This is a genomic window from Achromobacter denitrificans NBRC 15125, from assembly GCF_001571365.1.
GTDB lineage: Bacteria > Pseudomonadota > Gammaproteobacteria > Burkholderiales > Burkholderiaceae_B > Achromobacter > Achromobacter denitrificans.
The window spans coordinates 113,873-129,966 of the sequence record NZ_BCTQ01000003.1; the positions used below are offsets into that span (position 1 = coordinate 113,873).

At 67.3% G+C, this 16,094-nt stretch carries 18 protein-coding genes; 14 read left to right on the forward strand and 4 right to left on the reverse strand.

Going from position 1 to position 16,094, the window contains the following annotated elements:
• Window positions 1–125: 125 nt before the first annotated feature.
• Together guaA and guaB are read right to left on the reverse strand one after the other, a co-directional pair.
• On the reverse strand, window positions 126–1,718 hold the full coding sequence (gene guaA / locus ADE01S_RS04160; protein ID WP_062680198.1) for a glutamine-hydrolyzing GMP synthase: 1,593 nt from the start codon (window positions 1,716–1,718) through the stop codon (window positions 126–128).
• A gap of 117 nt (window positions 1,719–1,835) precedes the next feature.
• Entirely contained in the window at window positions 1,836–3,296 is a 1,461-nt protein-coding gene (gene guaB / locus ADE01S_RS04165) for an IMP dehydrogenase (protein ID WP_062680199.1), read from the reverse strand.
• A 192-nt stretch (window positions 3,297–3,488) separates the two neighbouring features.
• Between guaB and ADE01S_RS04170 the strand changes: the two genes are divergently transcribed.
• Window positions 3,489–4,109, forward strand: coding sequence for a DUF2239 family protein (locus tag ADE01S_RS04170; protein ID WP_062680200.1), 621 nt, complete (start codon window positions 3,489–3,491; stop codon window positions 4,107–4,109).
• 49 nt (window positions 4,110–4,158) lie between these two features.
• On the opposite strand, the gene ADE01S_RS04175 is transcribed toward ADE01S_RS04170, so the two are convergent.
• Complete coding sequence (locus ADE01S_RS04175) at window positions 4,159–4,752, reverse strand: LysE family translocator (RefSeq protein ID WP_062680201.1); 594 nt, start codon at window positions 4,750–4,752, stop codon at window positions 4,159–4,161.
• A gap of 117 nt (window positions 4,753–4,869) precedes the next feature.
• Here ADE01S_RS04175 and ADE01S_RS04180 point away from each other — a divergent pair, with 117 nt between their 5' ends.
• The gene (locus tag ADE01S_RS04180) at window positions 4,870–5,820 is read left to right on the forward strand and encodes a GlxA family transcriptional regulator (RefSeq protein ID WP_062680202.1); all 951 of its coding nucleotides are present in this window, start codon (window positions 4,870–4,872) and stop codon (window positions 5,818–5,820) included.
• A 63-nt stretch (window positions 5,821–5,883) separates the two neighbouring features.
• Window positions 5,884–6,264 carry a DCC1-like thiol-disulfide oxidoreductase family protein gene (locus tag ADE01S_RS04185; RefSeq protein WP_062680203.1) on the forward strand — a complete coding sequence of 127 codons (381 nt, stop codon included), beginning with the start codon at window positions 5,884–5,886 and terminating at the stop codon, window positions 6,262–6,264.
• 43 nt (window positions 6,265–6,307) lie between these two features.
• Here ADE01S_RS04185 and ADE01S_RS04190 read toward each other — a convergent pair whose 3' ends face one another.
• Window positions 6,308–7,027: a carbonic anhydrase gene (locus ADE01S_RS04190; RefSeq protein WP_062680204.1), complete on the reverse strand. Its 720-nt coding sequence runs from the start codon at window positions 7,025–7,027 to the stop codon at window positions 6,308–6,310.
• 192 nt (window positions 7,028–7,219) lie between these two features.
• Between ADE01S_RS04190 and ADE01S_RS04195 the strand changes: the two genes are divergently transcribed.
• From ADE01S_RS04195 to ADE01S_RS04245, 11 genes are all read left to right on the forward strand, one after another.
• Window positions 7,220–7,432 carry a hypothetical protein gene (locus ADE01S_RS04195; protein WP_062680205.1) on the forward strand — a complete coding sequence of 71 codons (213 nt, stop codon included), beginning with the start codon at window positions 7,220–7,222 and terminating at the stop codon, window positions 7,430–7,432.
• Between the two features lie 150 nt (window positions 7,433–7,582).
• Window positions 7,583–8,083 carry a hypothetical protein gene (locus ADE01S_RS04200; protein ID WP_244983322.1) on the forward strand — a complete coding sequence of 167 codons (501 nt, stop codon included), beginning with the start codon at window positions 7,583–7,585 and terminating at the stop codon, window positions 8,081–8,083.
• A gap of 2 nt (window positions 8,084–8,085) precedes the next feature.
• Window positions 8,086–8,685, forward strand: coding sequence for an OmpA family protein (locus tag ADE01S_RS04205; RefSeq protein WP_062680206.1), 600 nt, complete (start codon window positions 8,086–8,088; stop codon window positions 8,683–8,685).
• 49 nt (window positions 8,686–8,734) lie between these two features.
• Complete coding sequence (locus ADE01S_RS04210; RefSeq protein WP_062680207.1) at window positions 8,735–8,944, forward strand: DUF7661 family protein; 210 nt, start codon at window positions 8,735–8,737, stop codon at window positions 8,942–8,944.
• Window positions 8,945–9,267: 323 nt separating this feature from the next.
• On the forward strand, window positions 9,268–9,468 hold the full coding sequence (locus tag ADE01S_RS04215) for a hypothetical protein (RefSeq protein WP_370511530.1): 201 nt from the start codon (window positions 9,268–9,270) through the stop codon (window positions 9,466–9,468).
• 218 nt (window positions 9,469–9,686) lie between these two features.
• Window positions 9,687–10,664, forward strand: coding sequence for a LysR family transcriptional regulator (locus ADE01S_RS04220; protein WP_062680209.1), 978 nt, complete (start codon window positions 9,687–9,689; stop codon window positions 10,662–10,664).
• The gene (locus ADE01S_RS04225) at window positions 10,661–12,142 is read left to right on the forward strand and encodes a flavin-containing monooxygenase (RefSeq protein WP_062680210.1); all 1,482 of its coding nucleotides are present in this window, start codon (window positions 10,661–10,663) and stop codon (window positions 12,140–12,142) included. Before ADE01S_RS04220 ends, ADE01S_RS04225 begins: the two co-directional genes overlap by 4 nt.
• A complete protein-coding gene (locus tag ADE01S_RS04230; protein WP_062680211.1) occupies window positions 12,139–13,113 on the forward strand; it encodes an ABC transporter permease in 975 nt (324 codons plus the stop codon). The genes ADE01S_RS04225 and ADE01S_RS04230 overlap by 4 nt, the downstream gene beginning before the upstream one ends.
• Window positions 13,110–14,027, forward strand: a complete 918-nt coding sequence (locus ADE01S_RS04235; protein WP_062680212.1) for an ABC transporter permease — start codon at window positions 13,110–13,112, stop codon at window positions 14,025–14,027. Before ADE01S_RS04230 ends, ADE01S_RS04235 begins: the two co-directional genes overlap by 4 nt.
• The gene (locus ADE01S_RS04240; RefSeq protein ID WP_062680213.1) at window positions 14,024–15,034 is read left to right on the forward strand and encodes an ABC transporter ATP-binding protein; all 1,011 of its coding nucleotides are present in this window, start codon (window positions 14,024–14,026) and stop codon (window positions 15,032–15,034) included. The genes ADE01S_RS04235 and ADE01S_RS04240 overlap by 4 nt, the downstream gene beginning before the upstream one ends.
• Window positions 15,031–16,050, forward strand: coding sequence for an ABC transporter ATP-binding protein (locus tag ADE01S_RS04245; RefSeq protein WP_062680214.1), 1,020 nt, complete (start codon window positions 15,031–15,033; stop codon window positions 16,048–16,050). Before ADE01S_RS04240 ends, ADE01S_RS04245 begins: the two co-directional genes overlap by 4 nt.
• The last annotated feature ends 44 nt before the right edge of the window (window positions 16,051–16,094 follow it).

The following is a 16,094-nucleotide window of genomic DNA, read 5'->3' on the forward strand; positions in this document are numbered from 1 at the left end:
GGAACAAAAAGACGATTACCCTTTTTAATCAATAGCTTAGAGATGGGTCACCAGGCTATATTTCATCAACTTGCACGTGCAAAATACGCGGCAAGTTGTTGATTTATAAGGATATTTTTTACCACTCACTCCCACTCAATCGTCGCCGGCGGCTTGCTCGACACGTCGTACACGACCCGGTTGATCCCGCGCACTTCATTGATGATGCGCGACGACACGCGCGCCAGCAGCGGATGCGGCAACGGCGCCCAGTCGGCGGTCATGAAGTCGAAGGTCTGCACGGCGCGCAAAGCCACAACGTACTCATACGTGCGCCCATCCCCCATCACCCCCACCGACTTCACGGGCAGGAACACGGCGAAGGCTTGCGAGGTCAGCTCATACCAGGTCAGCCCGCTGGCCTCGTCCTTGGTATTACGCAGCTCTTCAATGAAGATCGCATCCGCGCGGCGCAGCAGTTCGGCGTATTCGTGCTTGACTTCGCCGAGGATGCGCACGCCCAGGCCGGGGCCGGGGAACGGGTGGCGGTAGACCATCTGCGGAGGCAGGCCGAGGGCCACGCCGAGTTCGCGGACTTCGTCCTTGAACAGTTCGCGCAGGGGCTCCAGCAGTTGCAGGTTCAGCGTGTCGGGCAGGCCGCCCACGTTGTGGTGCGACTTGATCGAGGTGGCCTTGCCGGTCTTGGCGCCAGCCGACTCGATGACGTCGGGGTAGATGGTGCCCTGGGCCAGCCACTTGGCGCTCTTCTGCTTGCCGGCCTGTTCCTGGAACACTTCGACGAATTCGCGGCCGATGATCTTGCGCTTGGCTTCGGGATCGGCCACGCCGGACAGCTTGCCCATGAACTGGGCGGTGGCGTCGACGTGGATGATCTTGACGCCCATGTTCTCGGCGAAGGTCTGCATGACCTGCTTGCCTTCGTCCAGGCGCAACAGGCCGTGGTCGACGAAGACGCAGGTGAGCTGGTCGCCGATGGCCTTGTGGATCAGCGCGGCGGCAACCGACGAGTCCACGCCGCCGGACAGGCCGAGGATGACTTCGTCGGTGCCGACTTGCTCGCGGATGCGGGCGACGGCTTCGGCCACGTAGTCGGGCATGTTCCAGTCGCCTTCGCAGCCGCAGATCTCGTTCACGAAGCGGGCCAGCATGGCCTTGCCCTGGACGGTGTGCGTGACTTCGGGGTGGAACTGCACGGCGTAGAAGTTGCGGTCTTCGTCGGCCATGCCGGCGATCGGGCAGGACGGCGTGGAGGCCATGAGCTTGAAGCCGGGGGGCAGCTCGGTGACCTTGTCGCCGTGGCTCATCCAGACCTTCAGCATGCCGTGACCTTCCGGCGTGGAGAAGTCTTCCAGGCCTTCCAGCAGCTTGGTATGGCCGTGGGCGCGGACTTCGGCGTAGCCGAATTCGCGGTGGTCGGAGAAGCTGACCACGCCGCCCAGCTGTTGCGCCATGGACTGCATGCCGTAGCAGATGCCCAGCACGGGCACGCCCAGCTCGAACACGGCGTGGGGCACGCGCATGGAGCCTTCTTCGTAGGCGGAAGCATGGCTGCCCGACAGGATGATGCCCTTCAGGCCTTGCGCCATCTGTTCGCGCACGAAGGCGTCGTCGACGTCGCCCGGGTGCACTTCGGAATACACGCCGGCTTCGCGGACGCGGCGGGCGATCAGTTGGGTGACTTGCGAACCGTAGTCGAGAATGAGGATGCGCTGGTGCATGGAGACTCTACCGGTAATGAATGAAATCGCAGTAAATAAAACCGCACCGGCAGAACCGCTGGTTCATTTGCGGTTCTGCCGGTGCGTGATGCATGACATTGTAGTTGACTGTACGGATCAGTCGGCGCGGTAGTTGGGCGCTTCCTTGGTGATCTGCACGTCGTGCACGTGGGACTCGCGAACGCCCGCGGAGGTGATCTCCACGAATTCGGTCTTGGTGCGCATGTCGTCGATGGTGGCGGCGCCGCAGTAGCCCATGGAGGCGCGGATGCCGCCGACCAGCTGGTAAATGATGGCCAGCACGCTGCCCTTGTAGGGGACGCGGCCTTCGATGCCTTCGGGGACCAGCTTGTCGGCGTTGTTGGCCGGATCCTGGAAGTAGCGGTCGGCGGAGCCGTCCGTCATGGCGCCCAGGCTGCCCATGCCGCGGTACGACTTGTACGAGCGGCCCTGGAACAGCACCACTTCGCCCGGCGCCTCTTCGGTGCCGGCGAACATGCCGCCCATCATGCAGGCGAACGCGCCGGCGGCCAGCGCCTTGGCGACGTCGCCCGAGTAGCGGATGCCGCCGTCGGCGATCAGCGGCACGCCCGTGCCTTCCAGCGCCTTGGCGACTTCGGAGATCGCGTGAATCTGCGGCACGCCCACGCCCGCCACGATGCGGGTGGTGCAGATGGAGCCGGGGCCGATGCCGACCTTCACGCCGTCGGCGCCGTACTCGACCAGCGCGCGCGCGGCGGCGGCGGTGGCGATGTTGCCGCCGATGACTTCAACCTTGGGATAGTTCTGCTTGACCCAGCGCACGCCTTCCAGCACGCCCTTGGAGTGGCCGTGCGCGGTGTCGACGATGAGCACGTCCACGCCGGCCGCAACCAGCTTCTCGACGCGTTCTTCGGTGCCGGCGCCCACGCCCACCGCCGCGCCCACGCGCAGCTGGCCTTGGGCGTCCTTGCTGGCCATCGGGTGCTCGGTGTTCTTGACGATGTCCTTGACCGTGGCCAGGCCGCGCAGTTCGAAGCCGTCGTTCACGATCAGCACGCGCTCCAGGCGGTGCTTGTGCATCAGGGCCTGCGCCTCGTCCAGCGTGGCGCCTTCCTTCATGGTGACCAGGCGTTCCTGCGGCGTCATGATGTTGCGCAGGGGCTGATCCAGGTTCTCTTCGAAGCGCAGGTCGCGGTTGGTGACGATGCCGACCAGCTTGCGCCCTTCCACCACCGGCAGGCCCGAGATGCCATGCTGGCGCTGCAACGCGATGGCGTCGCGGACTTTCATCTGGGGGGTGACGGTGACCGGATCGATCACGATGCCGAACTCGTGGCGCTTGACGCGGGCCACTTCACGGGCCTGGGCTTCCGCCGACAGGTTCTTGTGGATGATCCCGATGCCACCCTCTTGCGCCATGGCGATGGCCAAGCGCGATTCCGTCACGGTGTCCATGGCGGCGGACACGAGCGGGATGTTCAGGTTGATATTGCGGGTGAGGCGCGTGGCCAGGGAAGTGTCGCGAGGCAGGACCTCGGAATACGCAGGCACCAGCAACACATCGTCGAAGGTGAGCGCTTTTTGTACGAGACGCATGGGTAACTCCGGGCGCAAAGCAAGATTATACGCCGCCTGTGTATTTTGCCTAGGTGTTGACCCTAGGTTCGCGGGGATATTTCTGCCCCTCCCTCCGGCCCCTTGCCTGGTTCAAATATTTTTACCCGGGCGTATTGACTTGTATTTTTACCCGGATCATAATTCATCTGCAATTTATACCCGGACAAAATTATGACCTCATCGATCCACCCCACCGACCCCCACACCGCCTTCGCCGGCCATCGCATCCTGGCCGCGGGCGCCCTCGCCGACGTGGCGCTGGCCGTCAAGCGCGCCCTGGCCGCTCGCAGCAACGATCCCATCCTGGTGTTCGACGACCTGTCGGGCAAGCAGGTGGACTTGGACCTGCGCGGCGACGATGCCGCCGTGGCCGAACGCCACCGCCCCCCGGCCGACGCGGCGCCCCCGGCACCCGAAGCGCCGGACGCGGCCGCCGAAGAGACCCAGCCGCGCGGCCGCGGGCGGCCCAAGCTGGGCGTAGTGGCGCGCGAAGTTACGCTGCTGCCCCGCCATTGGGACTGGCTGGCCGCGCAACCCGGCGGCGCCTCGGTCGTGCTGCGCAAGCTGGTGGAGCAGGCGCGACGCGACAACGAATCGGCGGATCGCCGGCGCCAGCGGCAGGAAGCCGCCTATCGATTCATGTCGGCCATGGCGGGCAACCTGCCCGGCTTCGAAGAGGCCACGCGGGCGCTCTATGCCGAAGACCGCGAGCGTTTCGCGGCCCAGGTCGCGAGCTGGCCGCAGGACGTGCGCGGCTACGCCCTGGGCTTGGCCTGGCCGGACGAGGGCTGAGCGCACAGTCGTGTGGCGGGCCCGACCCGGCTCGGCCCGGCTCGGCGATCTAGCGCAGCATGGGCCACAGCGTCAACGCCAGCGCCGCGCCCATGGCCAGGTTGAATCCCCTCAGGCGGCGGGGGTCCGACAGGAAGCCGCGCAGCGCCACGCCAAAGCCGGCCCACACGGAGACGGCAGGCAGGTTCACCAGCGCGAACACCGCGCACAGGCGCGCAAGCGACACCCAGGGCGCGGCCGCATCCATATAGACCGCCACGGCCGCGAGCGCGACGATCCAGGCCTTGGGATTGACCCACTGGAACAGCGCCGACTCGCTGAAGCTGAGCGGCCGCGCCGCCACCGGGTCCGGCGCGATCGATCGAGACCCGGCGATGCGCCACGCGAGGTACAGCAGATAGGCCGCGCCCACGATCTTCAAGCCGGTGGACAGGGCCGGCCAGGCCTGGAACAGCGCGCCCAGGCCCATCCCTACGCCCAGCAGCAGCGCGGTGAAGCCGGCCGTGATGCCCAGGATCTGGGGCATCGTCCTGGCGAAGCCGAAGTTGGCGCCGGAGGTCATCAGCATGACGTTGCTGGGCCCTGGCGAGATGGACGTCACCAAGGCGAAGGTTGCCAGGGCGAGCAGGTTTTCGATGGACAAGATACCGCTCCCGTCGCGCGCCGCGCGCGCTGCCGCAGATGAAAGACAGCGGCATTGTGGGCCTGCGCCGGCCTGTTTACCATTGGCGCTATTGACATCTTTGATAGCGTTCTTGCCATGAAAATGCAGATCCTCACGTTGGACGGCGTGTTCGATACCGGTTTGTCGGCCATTCTGGACGTATTCGCGACGGCCAACGAGCTGGCGCCGATGCTGTCGGCGCCGGTGCCGCCCTTCGAGAGCCGCATCGTGGGGATGCGGCGCAAGGTGCGAACGTCGCAGGGCTTGAGCGTGCCGGTCGCGGGCAGCCCGGACCCAGCCGATCCGGACTGGATCGTGATCCCGGCCATCGGCTACAAGATGCCCGAAACGCTGGTGCCGGCGCTGGCGCGGCCCGACGTGCGCGACAGCGGCAGGATGCTGCGCGAACGCGCGCCCGGGGCCAACACGGCCGCCGCCTGCATCGGCACCTTCGTGCTGGCGGAATCGGGCCTGCTGGACGGCCAGAAGGCCACCACCACCTGGTGGCTGGCGCCGCTGTTCCGGCAGCGCTATCCGGCGGTGGCGCTGGAAGACAGCCGCATGCTGGTCCGTTCGTCGTCGTTCCTGACGGCGGGCGCGGCCCTGAGCCACATGGACATGGCGCTGTGGCTGGTGCGCCAGGCCAGCCCGGAACTCGCCTCGCTGGTTGCGCGCTACCTGATCGTGGACCAGCGTCCCGCGCAATCCGCCTACGCGCTGTCGGACCACCTGGCGCATGCCGATCCGCTGGTCCAGGCTTTCGAACGCTGGGCGCGCGAGCATCTGGCGCAGGGGTTCTCGCTGGACGCGGCCGCACGCGAACTGGGCGCCAGCAAGCGCACCCTGGCGCGGCGCACGCAACAGGTGCTGGGCAAGAGTCCCCTGTCGTTCTTCCAGGATCTGCGGGTCGAACGCGCGGCCCACCTGCTCAAGACCAGCAGCCTGTCGCTGGAGCGGATCGCGGCGCAGGTGGGCTACGCCGACGGCGTCACGCTGCGCAACCTGTTGCGGCGTCGGCTGGGCCAGGGCGTGCGCGAACTGCGCTGATATGCGCTTTAATCGGGGCTGGCGGACGCGCTTTTCGCGGCCGCGCATTTTCTACGGTGCATTATGGCCATTGCGAAGAACTTCCTGCTCTACGACGGCGACTGCCCTTTCTGCTCGAACTACGTGCAGATGCTGCAACTGCAAAAGGCCGTGGGCCCGATCGACATGCTGAACATGCGCGACCACCCCGACCTGGCGGTGGCCTACAAGGCGCAAGGGTACGACCTGAACCAGGGCATGCTGCTGCACCTGGACGGGCAGGATTACTTCGGCGCGGACTGCATCAACCGGCTGGCGCTCATCAGCACCGGCAACGATCTGTTCAACAGCGTCAACGCGGCCATCTTCCGCAATCCCTGCCTGTCGACCGCCCTGTATCCGTTCATGCGCACGGGCCGCAGCCTGGCGCTGACGTTGCTGGGCAAGAAGAAGATGCAGGTCTAGGGGCCGCGCGGCCCTAGCCAAGCCGCGTTCGCAACGCCCGCCGCTAGACCAGGCTCACCTTGCCCGTGGCCAGGCTGTACACGCCCCCGACCACCCCCAGCTTTTTCTGCCGCACCATGTCTTGCAGCAGCGGCTGCGCCGTTTTCAGGCGCTCGACCGCCAGGCGCACGTTCTCCCGGACGGCCGCGCTGACCAGGTCCTTCGCGCCCGACTGGCTCGCGATCTCGACGGCGGGCTTGATCGCGTTCACCAGCGCGGGCAGGTGGCCCGGAAACTCGGTTTTGTCCTTGAGCGCTTTCACCGTCGCGTCCACCGCGCCGCAGTTGTCGTGGCCCAGGACCAGGATCAGCGGCGCATGCAGCACCAGCGTCCCGTACTCCAGGCTGGCCAGGCCGTCCTCGTTCACGAAATTGCCGGCCACGCGCACGATGAACAGATCGCCCGGCCCCTGGTCGAAAGCCAGTTCCGGCGCCACGCGCGAATCCGAACAGCCCAGGATGGCGGCGATGGGCTTCTGCTTCACGGCGCGGGCGGCGCGCCCTGCCGAGTAGTCCCGCAAGTTCGGCTTGTTGGCGGCGTAGCGGGCATTGCCGGCCATCAGGCGTTTCAAGGCCGCGTCGGGGCCGATATCGTTCGAGGGCACGGCGGCCCGGGCATCGCCCAGCCAGCCCGAGGCGCCGGCCGCCGCCATGGCGGCAGCGCCGAACAGCAGGCGGCGGCGATTGAGATGCAGGGGATTCGCGCAAGAGGAACAGTCGCACATGAGGCGCTCCTGAAAGACGAACGTCTAGGAAACCAGCGCATGCTTATTTTGCCGCGACCTGGCCGCCGGCGGCTCAAAAAAAACGAGGAATACCCCGGAAAAAGCCTGTCGCAATTGCCGCTTGAGCTACGGGCACCTCGGGCGTAACGTGGAATGGCGGCATAAGCCGCGGCACCTGCATAGGCACGCATCATGACGCCCACCACTCCCCACCCCAAGCCGGCCCAGGCCACGCCCGATTCCGGCTCGCCCGACACGCACTCGCTGCCGCATGCGGAGAAAGACCGGGCGCGGGCCGATCATCAGCACGAGGAAGCCCGGCGCAAGGCCCTGGTCGGATCGCAGCACAAGGAAAACACCCGTAGCGTGGCCGCCCCGCGATACCACGGCCATCGGGGCGGATAGGCACGCGCTCCGGCTAGATTCCGTAACTTCTTGGAAAAACATCAAACTGCAATAAGCGCCTGAAAGTCGCACCATCGTGCGTTGGCCGCCGGACGGCACCAAAAGGATGAGTCCGGATGCCTTGCCCTGGATGGTTTTCAACGACAGAGGATGCTTATCGTGACTTTGATCAGAAAGACTGCCGCCGCCTGTGCGCTGGGCGCCCTCCTGGCCCTGGCGGCGACCGGCCAGGCCGCTTTTGCCCAAGGCCAGGCCGACTCCCCCGCGCCCCTGGCCACCGGCCTGACCGACTCCGGCAGCGCCGAGGGCCAGGTGGTCGAAGCGGTGCGCAGCGGCGACATCCTGTCCATCAAGGTGCGGTTCAAGCCCATCGTGGCCGGCAAGACGGAGATGATCTATCCGCAGATAAGCAAGGACGACTACGAAAATAGCTTCTACGTCATCGCCGGCAACAAAAAGCACCTGCTGCTGAAAGACAGCAACGACAAGCCGCTGACCAATCCCAAGCTGATGATCAGGACCGCGAAGGACGCCCCGATCGCCGGCTCCTGGCAGGGCAAGTTCCCCGCCCCGCCCAAGGAGATCAAAGAGGTCTCGCTGACCATACCGGGCGTCGAGACCTTCGACGCCATCAAGATCACCGACCGCTAGCCATGGCCGGCCATCCGGGCGCGTCGTCTCTCCTGGCCGCGGCGCTGTTGGCCGCCGCCGCCGGCTCCGTGGCGCAAGAGCCCCCCTACAAGGCCGAGATCCGGGATCTGCAGGCCACCATCCTGGACCTGAAGGGCCTGCCTTCCGACGCCAGCGGCGGCATATCGGACCTGACTTCGCAGATCGACGGGCTGGCCGCGCGCCACGAAGGGCTGTCGGTGCGGCAGGACAAGAACGCCGTGACCGTCTCGATGCTGGGCGACGTGCTGTTCGACTTCGATAAGGCCGCCATCCGGCCCGCCGCCGAACCCACGCTGCGGGACATCGCCAGCCTCGTCAAATCCAGTTCCGCCGGCGTCGTGACGATCGAAGGGCATACCGATTCCAAGGGGTCGGCGTCCTACAACAAGGAGTTGTCGCTGCGGCGCGCCAAGGCGGTGGCACAATGGCTGGCAAGCCAGGGCGTGGACCCGGCGCGGCTCAGCACCAAAGGCCTGGGCGATACCCGGCCGGTCCAGCCCAACAAGCTGGCCAACGGCGCCGACAATCCGCAGGGCCGCGCCCAGAACCGGCGCGTGGAATTCGTGCTGCCCAAGCGCTGAGCGCCGCCCTGCCGGCGCGCGGCCAGCCCCCACCGCGTTCCCGACAGCCATGAAATTCGACATCTACGGCAAGTTCCAGCTGGACATCCGGCGCGAAGGCGACGCCTGGGCGGCCTACCGGTCGGAGGCGGGCAAGCGCGTGCGGGCCGAGGAACTTGCCATCCCGCCGGACGTCTCCGCAGACGAACTGCCCGCCTACCTGGACGACGTCTACCACGAGCTGTCGCGCCCGGGCGACGAGATTTCGCGCATCGGCTGACGGCAGCGCCCTATGCTTCCTCGCCGTAGCCGAAAGGCCAGCGGCGCTTGGCGGGCTCGGGCGGGGGTTGCGGGGTTTCCATGGAGGGCTCCTCGATTTTCAATGCCCGAATGCTAACCGCAACCCCGCGATCGAACTGCAAAGGTTCGCAAAGTTTGCGATCACTGTCTCGAAGCAGCTCCATCCGTGTTTCTAACACAAGGCGGCCCCGCCCCGCATCGGGGCTAGAACGCATGCGATTCCCGGGGCGGGCGGCGTAGGATGGGAACAGAGCGCTGCATGGGGAGAACGTCATGCCAGGTTCAGACTGGATATGTGGCAGCATGCCACCGCAACGTCAGGGGTTCTACGAAACCGAATTCAATACGGGCGAAACCGAGGTCACCATGTACTCCGTATTGGGTTGGATGCCGCCCGCCTATCGCGGCTACGTGGTCCGATGGCGGCTGCTGGATCCCGCGGTGGAACAAGCCGAGATCGAACGCTATCTGTATTACCGGCGCGAGGGCCGCGGCTATTCGTAACGCGCCCGCCCCCCGCCTCAAGATGCCCGCCGCCCCGGCGGGCTTTTTAATGACCGTCCGCCCGCCGGGTTCGCGTCCTCGCCTAAGTCCTTGAAATAACTGGCGGTAATGAAATTGCCTAAGGAAAACCCGATTAGGGTATTTGCTTATGCGCTTTAATTATTTGCAAAGCGCATACTTGCCGGGCAAGAATTCGTCCTTGGCATAAATCAAGACAGATGGAACTTCGTCAACTAGAGGCCTTCGCGGCCGTCATGTCCACGGGCAGCGTCACCGCTGCCGGACGGCTGCTTGGACGCTCGCAGCCGGCGATCAGCCGGTTGCTGCAGGAACTGGAGGCCGAGATCGGCTATCCCCTGTTCGCGCGCAGCGGCCCCCGCGTGACGCCCACCGAGCAAGGCTTCCTGCTGTATGACGACGTCGAGCGCGCGCTGACCAGCCTGCAGCAGATCCGCGGCCGGGCCGAGGAGATCGCCCGGGGCCAGGCCCAGCCGCTGCTGATGGCCGCCACCTCCGCCCTGGCCGCCGGGCTGGTGCCGAACGCGCTCAAACGCATCGAAACCCGCATCGGCGCGGCCCGTGTCCAACTGCGCAGCGCATCGCCGGAACAGGTGGTGCACGCGGTGCTCTCGGGCGCCGCGCAACTGGGCGCGACCAGCCTGCCGCTGGAACACCGCGGCCTAACGGTGCACTGGATCGGGCAGGCGCCCTGTGTGGCCGCGCTGCCGGAAGACGATCCGGTGGCGCAGCAAGCGGTGGTGCCGGTGTCCGCGCTGGCGGGCCGCCGCCTGATCACCATGGCCAATCCTTTCCGGCTGCGCCGCCGGCTGGATGCCGCGCTCGCGCCCAACGGCCAGATGCCCGGCACCCTGGAAACCAATTCGTCCGTCAACGCCCTGGCCGCCGTGCGCGCCGGACTGGGCGTGTCGGTGCTGGAGCCGATCACCGCCTACGGCGCGCCGATGGCGGGCGTGGCGATCCGCCCCATCGACCTGGACATCCCCTTTTTCTTCGGGGTCATCACCCCGCAGTCGCAAACGCTGACGCCGGCCTGCCAGGCCATGGCGGACGCGCTGGCGCAAGCCGCGGCGGACCTGCTGCCCGGCTTCGTGCTGCACGACGCCTGCGAGCATTCGGCGCTATTGCAGTCGATCTACGGTGACGACGCCCCTCTTACGGAATCCCCTGCATTATGAATCTGCCCGTAGCCATCCCGCCGCAAGGTCTCGCAGCGCTGGAAGCGCGCCTGCGGCAAGACCTGTCGTGGCTGGAAATCCCCGCCAAGAACTGGGTCACGCCCCGCCACGTCGACGGCCGGCAGGTGCTGGACGTGGCCGTCGTCGGCGGCGGCATGGCCGGCCTGGCGGCGGCGGCGTCGCTCAAGCACCTGGGCATCGCCGCGCCGATTTTCGACCAGGCGCCCGAAGGCTATGAAGGCCCCTGGGCCACCACCGCCCGCATGGAAACCCTGCGTTCGCCCAAGCAGCTGACCGGCCCCGCGCTGGGCCTGCCCGCGCTGACCTTCCGCGCCTGGTTCGAAGCGCAGTTCGGCGCCGACGCCTGGGAAGCGCTGGACAAGATCCCGCGCCTTCAATGGATGGACTACCTGCGCTGGTACCGCCGCGTGCTGGAACTGGACGTGCGGAACGAGCACCGCATCCTGGCCGTGCTGCCGCGCGCCGACGACCTGGTGCAGCTCGACATCGAATCCCCCGCCGGACGCGAGACGGTGCTGGCGCGCCGCGTGGTGCTGGCAACCGGGCGCGACGGCCTGGGCGGCGCCTACGTGCCTGATTTCGCGAAGAAACTGCCGCGCGACCGCTGGGCGCACTCGTCCGACGTGATGGACTACGCCACGCTCGCCGGCAAGCGGGTGGGCGTGGTCGGCGCCGGCGCGTCCGCCATGGACAGCGCCGCGACCGCGCTGGAGGCGGGCGCCGCCAGCGTGGACCTGCTGATCCGCCGCAACGATATTCCGCGCATCAACAAGGGCAAGGGCGCCGGCAACCCCGGCCTGACCCACGGCCACCTGACGCTGCCCGACGAGTGGAAGTGGAAGATCCGCCACTACATCAACGCCGCCCAGGTGCCGCCGCCTCGCGGCAGCACGCTGCGCGTGTCGCGCCATCCGAACGCCCGCTTCAATCTGGGCGCAGGCGTGCAGGACCTGGCCCTGGTGGACGACGAAATCCGCGTCACCACGCCCAAGGGCGTGTTCGCGCTGGACTTCCTGATCTTCTCCACGGGCTTCCGAATCGACTGGACCGTGCGTCCGGAGTTCGCGGCGCTCGCGCCGCACGTGCGCGCCTGGGGCGACCGCTACGTGCCGCCGGCCGGCGAGGAAGACCAGGAACTGCATGATTCGCCCGACCTGGGCGCCGTCTTCGAATTGCAGGAAAAAACGCCGGGCGCCTGTCCCGGCCTGGACCGGGTGCACTGCTTCTCGTACCCGGCGGCGCTGACCCAGGGCACGATCTCGGGCGACATCCCGGCGATCAGCGAAGGCGCCAAGCGCCTGGCCCAGGGCATCGCCGGCCTGTTCTACCGCGAAGACGTGGCCACGCACTACGCCAATATGGAAGCGTTCTCCGAACCGGAAGTGTTCGGCGACGAATGGGTCCCGGCCCCGGCTCCCGCCCAGGCGTCCGTCCCGCAGTCGGAGACCGCGCAATGACGGGCTGGTTGCTGCGCCGCGTGGCGCAAGCCGCGGTGGTCGTTTTCCTGATGACGCTGATCGTCTTCGTGGGCCTGCACGCCATCGGCAATCCGGTGGACATCCTGATCGGCCAGGACGTGGACCAGGTGGACCGCGCCCGCATCATTGCCGAGCTGGGCCTGGACAAGCCGCTGTGGGAACAATACCTGGCGTTCCTGAACGGCGCCCTGCACGGCAACCTGGGCAACAGCTTCGTCTACAACATCCCGGCCGTGGAACTGGTGATCCAGCGCCTGCCCGCCACCTTCGAGCTGGCCATCGCCGCCATGATGCTGGCCGTGGTCGTGGGCCTGCCGCTGGGCCTGTACGCAGGCCTGTATCCGGACAGCAGGTTCTCCAAGATGATCATGGCGGGCAGCATCGTGGGCTTCTCCCTGCCGACGTTCTGGATCGCCCTGATGCTGATCATGACCTTCAGCGTGTCGCTGGGCTGGCTGCCGGCCAGCGGGCGCGGCCAGACGGTGGAGTTCCTGGGCTTCCAGTGGTCGTGGCTGACGGCCGACGGCTGGCGCCACCTGATCCTGCCGGCGTTCAACCTGTCGCTCTTCAAGATTTCGCTGGTGATCCGCCTGACTCGCGCCGGCGTGCGCGACGTGCTGCCGCAGGACTTCGTGAAGTTCGCCCGCGCCAAGGGCCTGTCGCCCGCCCGCGTGGTCGGCGTGCACGTGCTGCGCAACACCATGATCCCGCTGGTGACGGTGCTGGGCCTGGAACTGGGCTCCACCATCGCCTTCGCCGTCGTCACGGAGAGCATCTTCGCCTGGTCCGGCGCCGGCAAGCTGATCCTGGACAGCCTGAACGCGCTGGACCGCCCGGTGATCGTGGCCTACCTGATCGTGGTGGTCTTCCTGTTCGTGACGCTGAACCTGATCGTGGACATTCTGTACAAAGTGCTGGACCCGCGGGTTCGGCTGGAGACCTCGGCATGAGCGCAGTATCCACTCAACCCCAGGCGCCCGCGCTGCGCCGCGAATCGCCCTGGCGCCGCAACCTGGCCGAGTTCCTGTCGTCCAAGACGGCCGTGCTGGGCCTGGCGGTGTCGGTGCTGCTGATCCTGGCCGCCGCGCTGGCGCCCTGGATCGCGCCGCAGAACCCCTACGACCTGCTGCAGATCGACGTGCTGGACGCCCGCCTGCCGCCGGGCACCATGAACGGGCTGGACACGTTCCACTACTGGCTGGGCACCGACGGCCAGGGCCGCGACCTGCTGTCCGGCATCCTGTACGGCCTGCGCATCAGCCTGGTCGTGGGCGTGGGTTCGGCGCTCATCGCCGGCGTGGTCGGCACGCTGCTGGGCCTCTTGGCCGCCTATGCCGGCGGCAAGGTCGACGCGCTGATCATGCGCCTGGTGGACCTGATCCTGTCGTTCCCGTCGATACTCGTGGCCATGATGATCCTGGCCTACCTGGGCAAGGGCGTGGGCAACGTCGTGCTGACGCTGGTGATCCTGGAATGGGCCTATTACGCCCGCACCGCGCGCGGCCAGGCCCTGGTGGAGCGCCGCCGCGAATACGTGGAAGCCGCCCGCTGCCTGGACATCCCCAATTGGCGGATCATGTTGAAGCACATCCTGCCCAACTGCCTGCCGCCGCTCATCGTCATCGGCACGTTGCAGATCGCGCGCGCCATCACGCTGGAAGCCACGCTGAGCTTCCTGGGCCTGGGCGTGCCCGTGACCGAGCCGTCGCTGGGGCTGCTGATCTCCAACGGCTTCCAGACCATGCTGTCCGGCGAGTACTGGATCAGCTTCTATCCCGGCATCGCGCTGCTCGTCACCATCGTGGCGATCAACCTGGTGGGCGACCGCCTGCGCGACGTGCTGAACCCGAGGAACCACAAATGACCGCCGCCCGCACCCCTTCCGGCGCGCCGGCCACGCTGGAGGTGCGCAACCTGCGCACCCACTTCTTTACCCGCGCGGGCGTGCTGCCCGCCGTGGACGACGTCTCTTTCAAGCTTGAACGCGGCAAGATCCTGGGCCTGGTCGGCGAGTCCGGCTCGGGCAAGTCCGTCACGGGCTTCTCCATCATGGGCCTGGTGGACGCCCCGGGCCGCGTGGTCGGCGGCGAAGTGCTGTTCCAGGGCCGCGACCTGACCAAGCTGGCGCCGCGCGAACTGAGGAAGCTCCAGGGCAACCGCATCGCCATGATCTTCCAGGACCCGATGATGACGCTGAACCCCGTGCTGCGGGTGGATGCGCAAATGATCGAGACCGTGCGCGCGCACAACAAGATGAGCGTGGCCCAGGCCCGCGCCCTGTCGCGCGACACCCTGGGCATGATGGGCATTCCCAGCCCCGAGGAACGCCTGCGGGCCTATCCGCACCAATTGTCCGGCGGCATGCGCCAGCGCGTGGCCATCGCCATCGCCATGCTGCACCGCCCCGACCTGATCATCGCGGACGAGCCCACCACCGCGCTGGACGTCACCATCCAGGCGCAGATCCTGTCGGAAGTGCAGAAGCTTGCGCAGCAGCACGGCACCAGCCTGATCTGGATCACGCACGACCTGTCGGTCGTGGCCGGGCTGGCCGACGACGTGGCCGTCATGTATGCCGGCCGCATCGTCGAGCACGGCACCGTGGACGACGTGCTGGACCGCCCGCAGCATCCCTACACCGTGGGCCTGATCGACAGCCTGCCCAGCAACAACCAGCGCGGCCAACGCCTGCGCCAGATTCCCGGCATGACGCCCAACCTGCTCAACCTGCCCGCCGGCTGTGCCTTTGCGGCGCGCTGCCCGCGCGCCTCGGCCGCCTGCGGCCAGCAGCCCGCCATCACCGACGCCCTGCCCGGCCATCGCGTGCGCTGCTTCCACCCCAGCCTCCAGGCCAGCGAGGTAACGGCATGACGACGCCCGTCTCCGCCCCCACCCCGCTGATCGACCTGAGCGGCGTCAGCAAGCGCTTCGGCGAGCGCCGCGTCGGCCCGGCCGGCCGCGCCCTGCAGCGCATGGGCCTGTCCAAGCCGCCCGCCGTCACCCGCGCCGTCGACAACGTGGACTTGATCGTCAACCCCGGCGAAGTGGTCGGCCTGGTCGGCGAGTCCGGCTGCGGCAAGTCCACGCTGGGCCGCATCGCGGCCGGCCTGCTCACGCCCTCGGGCGGCGAGATCCGCATCAACGGCGTGCGCCCGGCCGACATGAACGCCGCCGAGGCCCACGCCGCGCGCCTGCGCGTGCAGATGATTTTCCAGGACCCCTACGCCAGCCTCAACCCGCGTCTGCGCGTGGACGAGATCGTGGGCGAAGCGGCCCGCATCCATGGCCTGGTCGGCAACGGCGACTTCGACGACTACGTCAGCGCCCAGATGGAACGCGCCGGCCTGGACCCGGCGCTGCGCCAGCGCTATCCGCACCAGTTCAGCGGCGGCCAGCGCCAGCGCATCGGCATCGCCCGCGCGCTGGCGGTGCAGCCGTCCATGCTGGTGTGCGACGAAGCCGTCGCCGCGCTGGACGTCTCCATCCAGGCGCAGATCCTGAACCTATTCATGGACCTGCGCGAAGACCTTGGCCTGACCTATCTTTTCATCAGCCATGACCTGGGCGTGGTCGAGCACCTGTCCGACCGCGTCGTGATCATGTACCTGGGCCGCGTCGTGGAAACGGCCACGGTGGAAGAAGTGTTCCGCCGCCCCAACCACCCGTACACGCAGGCCCTGCTGGCCGAGATCCCCAGCCTGAAGTCGCGCCACAAGACCTTTACCGCGATCAAGGGCGAGATCCCCAGCCCGCTGAACCCGCCCGGCGGCTGCCATTTCCATCCGCGATGTCCGCATGCGATGCCGCGCTGCAAGACCGAGGTTCCCACGCTGAAGGGAATCGCCATCAACCACCTGAGCGCCTGTCACCTGAACGACATGGCCTGACCGCATCCGCCGCGGCGCCCGCGCCGCGGCTTCCGGAATTGACC

Bases quoted from the DNA above. Each gene is read 5' to 3' on its own strand.
- guaA (WP_062680198.1), bottom strand. From the start codon at position 1,718: ATGCACCAGCGCATCCTCATTCTCGACTACGGTTCGCAAGTCACCCAA.
- guaB (WP_062680199.1), bottom strand. From the start codon at position 3,296: ATGCGTCTCGTACAAAAAGCGCTCACCTTCGACGATGTGTTGCTGGTG.
- ADE01S_RS04170 (WP_062680200.1), top strand. From the start codon at position 3,489: ATGACCTCATCGATCCACCCCACCGACCCCCACACCGCCTTCGCCGGC.
- ADE01S_RS04180 (WP_062680202.1), top strand. From the start codon at position 4,870: ATGAAAATGCAGATCCTCACGTTGGACGGCGTGTTCGATACCGGTTTG.
- ADE01S_RS04185 (WP_062680203.1), top strand. From the start codon at position 5,884: ATGGCCATTGCGAAGAACTTCCTGCTCTACGACGGCGACTGCCCTTTC.
- ADE01S_RS04190 (WP_062680204.1), bottom strand. From the start codon at position 7,027: ATGTGCGACTGTTCCTCTTGCGCGAATCCCCTGCATCTCAATCGCCGC.
- ADE01S_RS04195 (WP_062680205.1), top strand. From the start codon at position 7,220: ATGACGCCCACCACTCCCCACCCCAAGCCGGCCCAGGCCACGCCCGAT.
- ADE01S_RS04200 (WP_244983322.1), top strand. From the start codon at position 7,583: ATGCTTATCGTGACTTTGATCAGAAAGACTGCCGCCGCCTGTGCGCTG.
- ADE01S_RS04205 (WP_062680206.1), top strand. From the start codon at position 8,086: ATGGCCGGCCATCCGGGCGCGTCGTCTCTCCTGGCCGCGGCGCTGTTG.
- ADE01S_RS04210 (WP_062680207.1), top strand. From the start codon at position 8,735: ATGAAATTCGACATCTACGGCAAGTTCCAGCTGGACATCCGGCGCGAA.
- ADE01S_RS04215 (WP_370511530.1), top strand. From the start codon at position 9,268: ATGCCACCGCAACGTCAGGGGTTCTACGAAACCGAATTCAATACGGGC.
- ADE01S_RS04220 (WP_062680209.1), top strand. From the start codon at position 9,687: ATGGAACTTCGTCAACTAGAGGCCTTCGCGGCCGTCATGTCCACGGGC.
- ADE01S_RS04225 (WP_062680210.1), top strand. From the start codon at position 10,661: ATGAATCTGCCCGTAGCCATCCCGCCGCAAGGTCTCGCAGCGCTGGAA.
- ADE01S_RS04230 (WP_062680211.1), top strand. From the start codon at position 12,139: ATGACGGGCTGGTTGCTGCGCCGCGTGGCGCAAGCCGCGGTGGTCGTT.
- ADE01S_RS04235 (WP_062680212.1), top strand. From the start codon at position 13,110: ATGAGCGCAGTATCCACTCAACCCCAGGCGCCCGCGCTGCGCCGCGAA.
- ADE01S_RS04240 (WP_062680213.1), top strand. From the start codon at position 14,024: ATGACCGCCGCCCGCACCCCTTCCGGCGCGCCGGCCACGCTGGAGGTG.
- ADE01S_RS04245 (WP_062680214.1), top strand. From the start codon at position 15,031: ATGACGACGCCCGTCTCCGCCCCCACCCCGCTGATCGACCTGAGCGGC.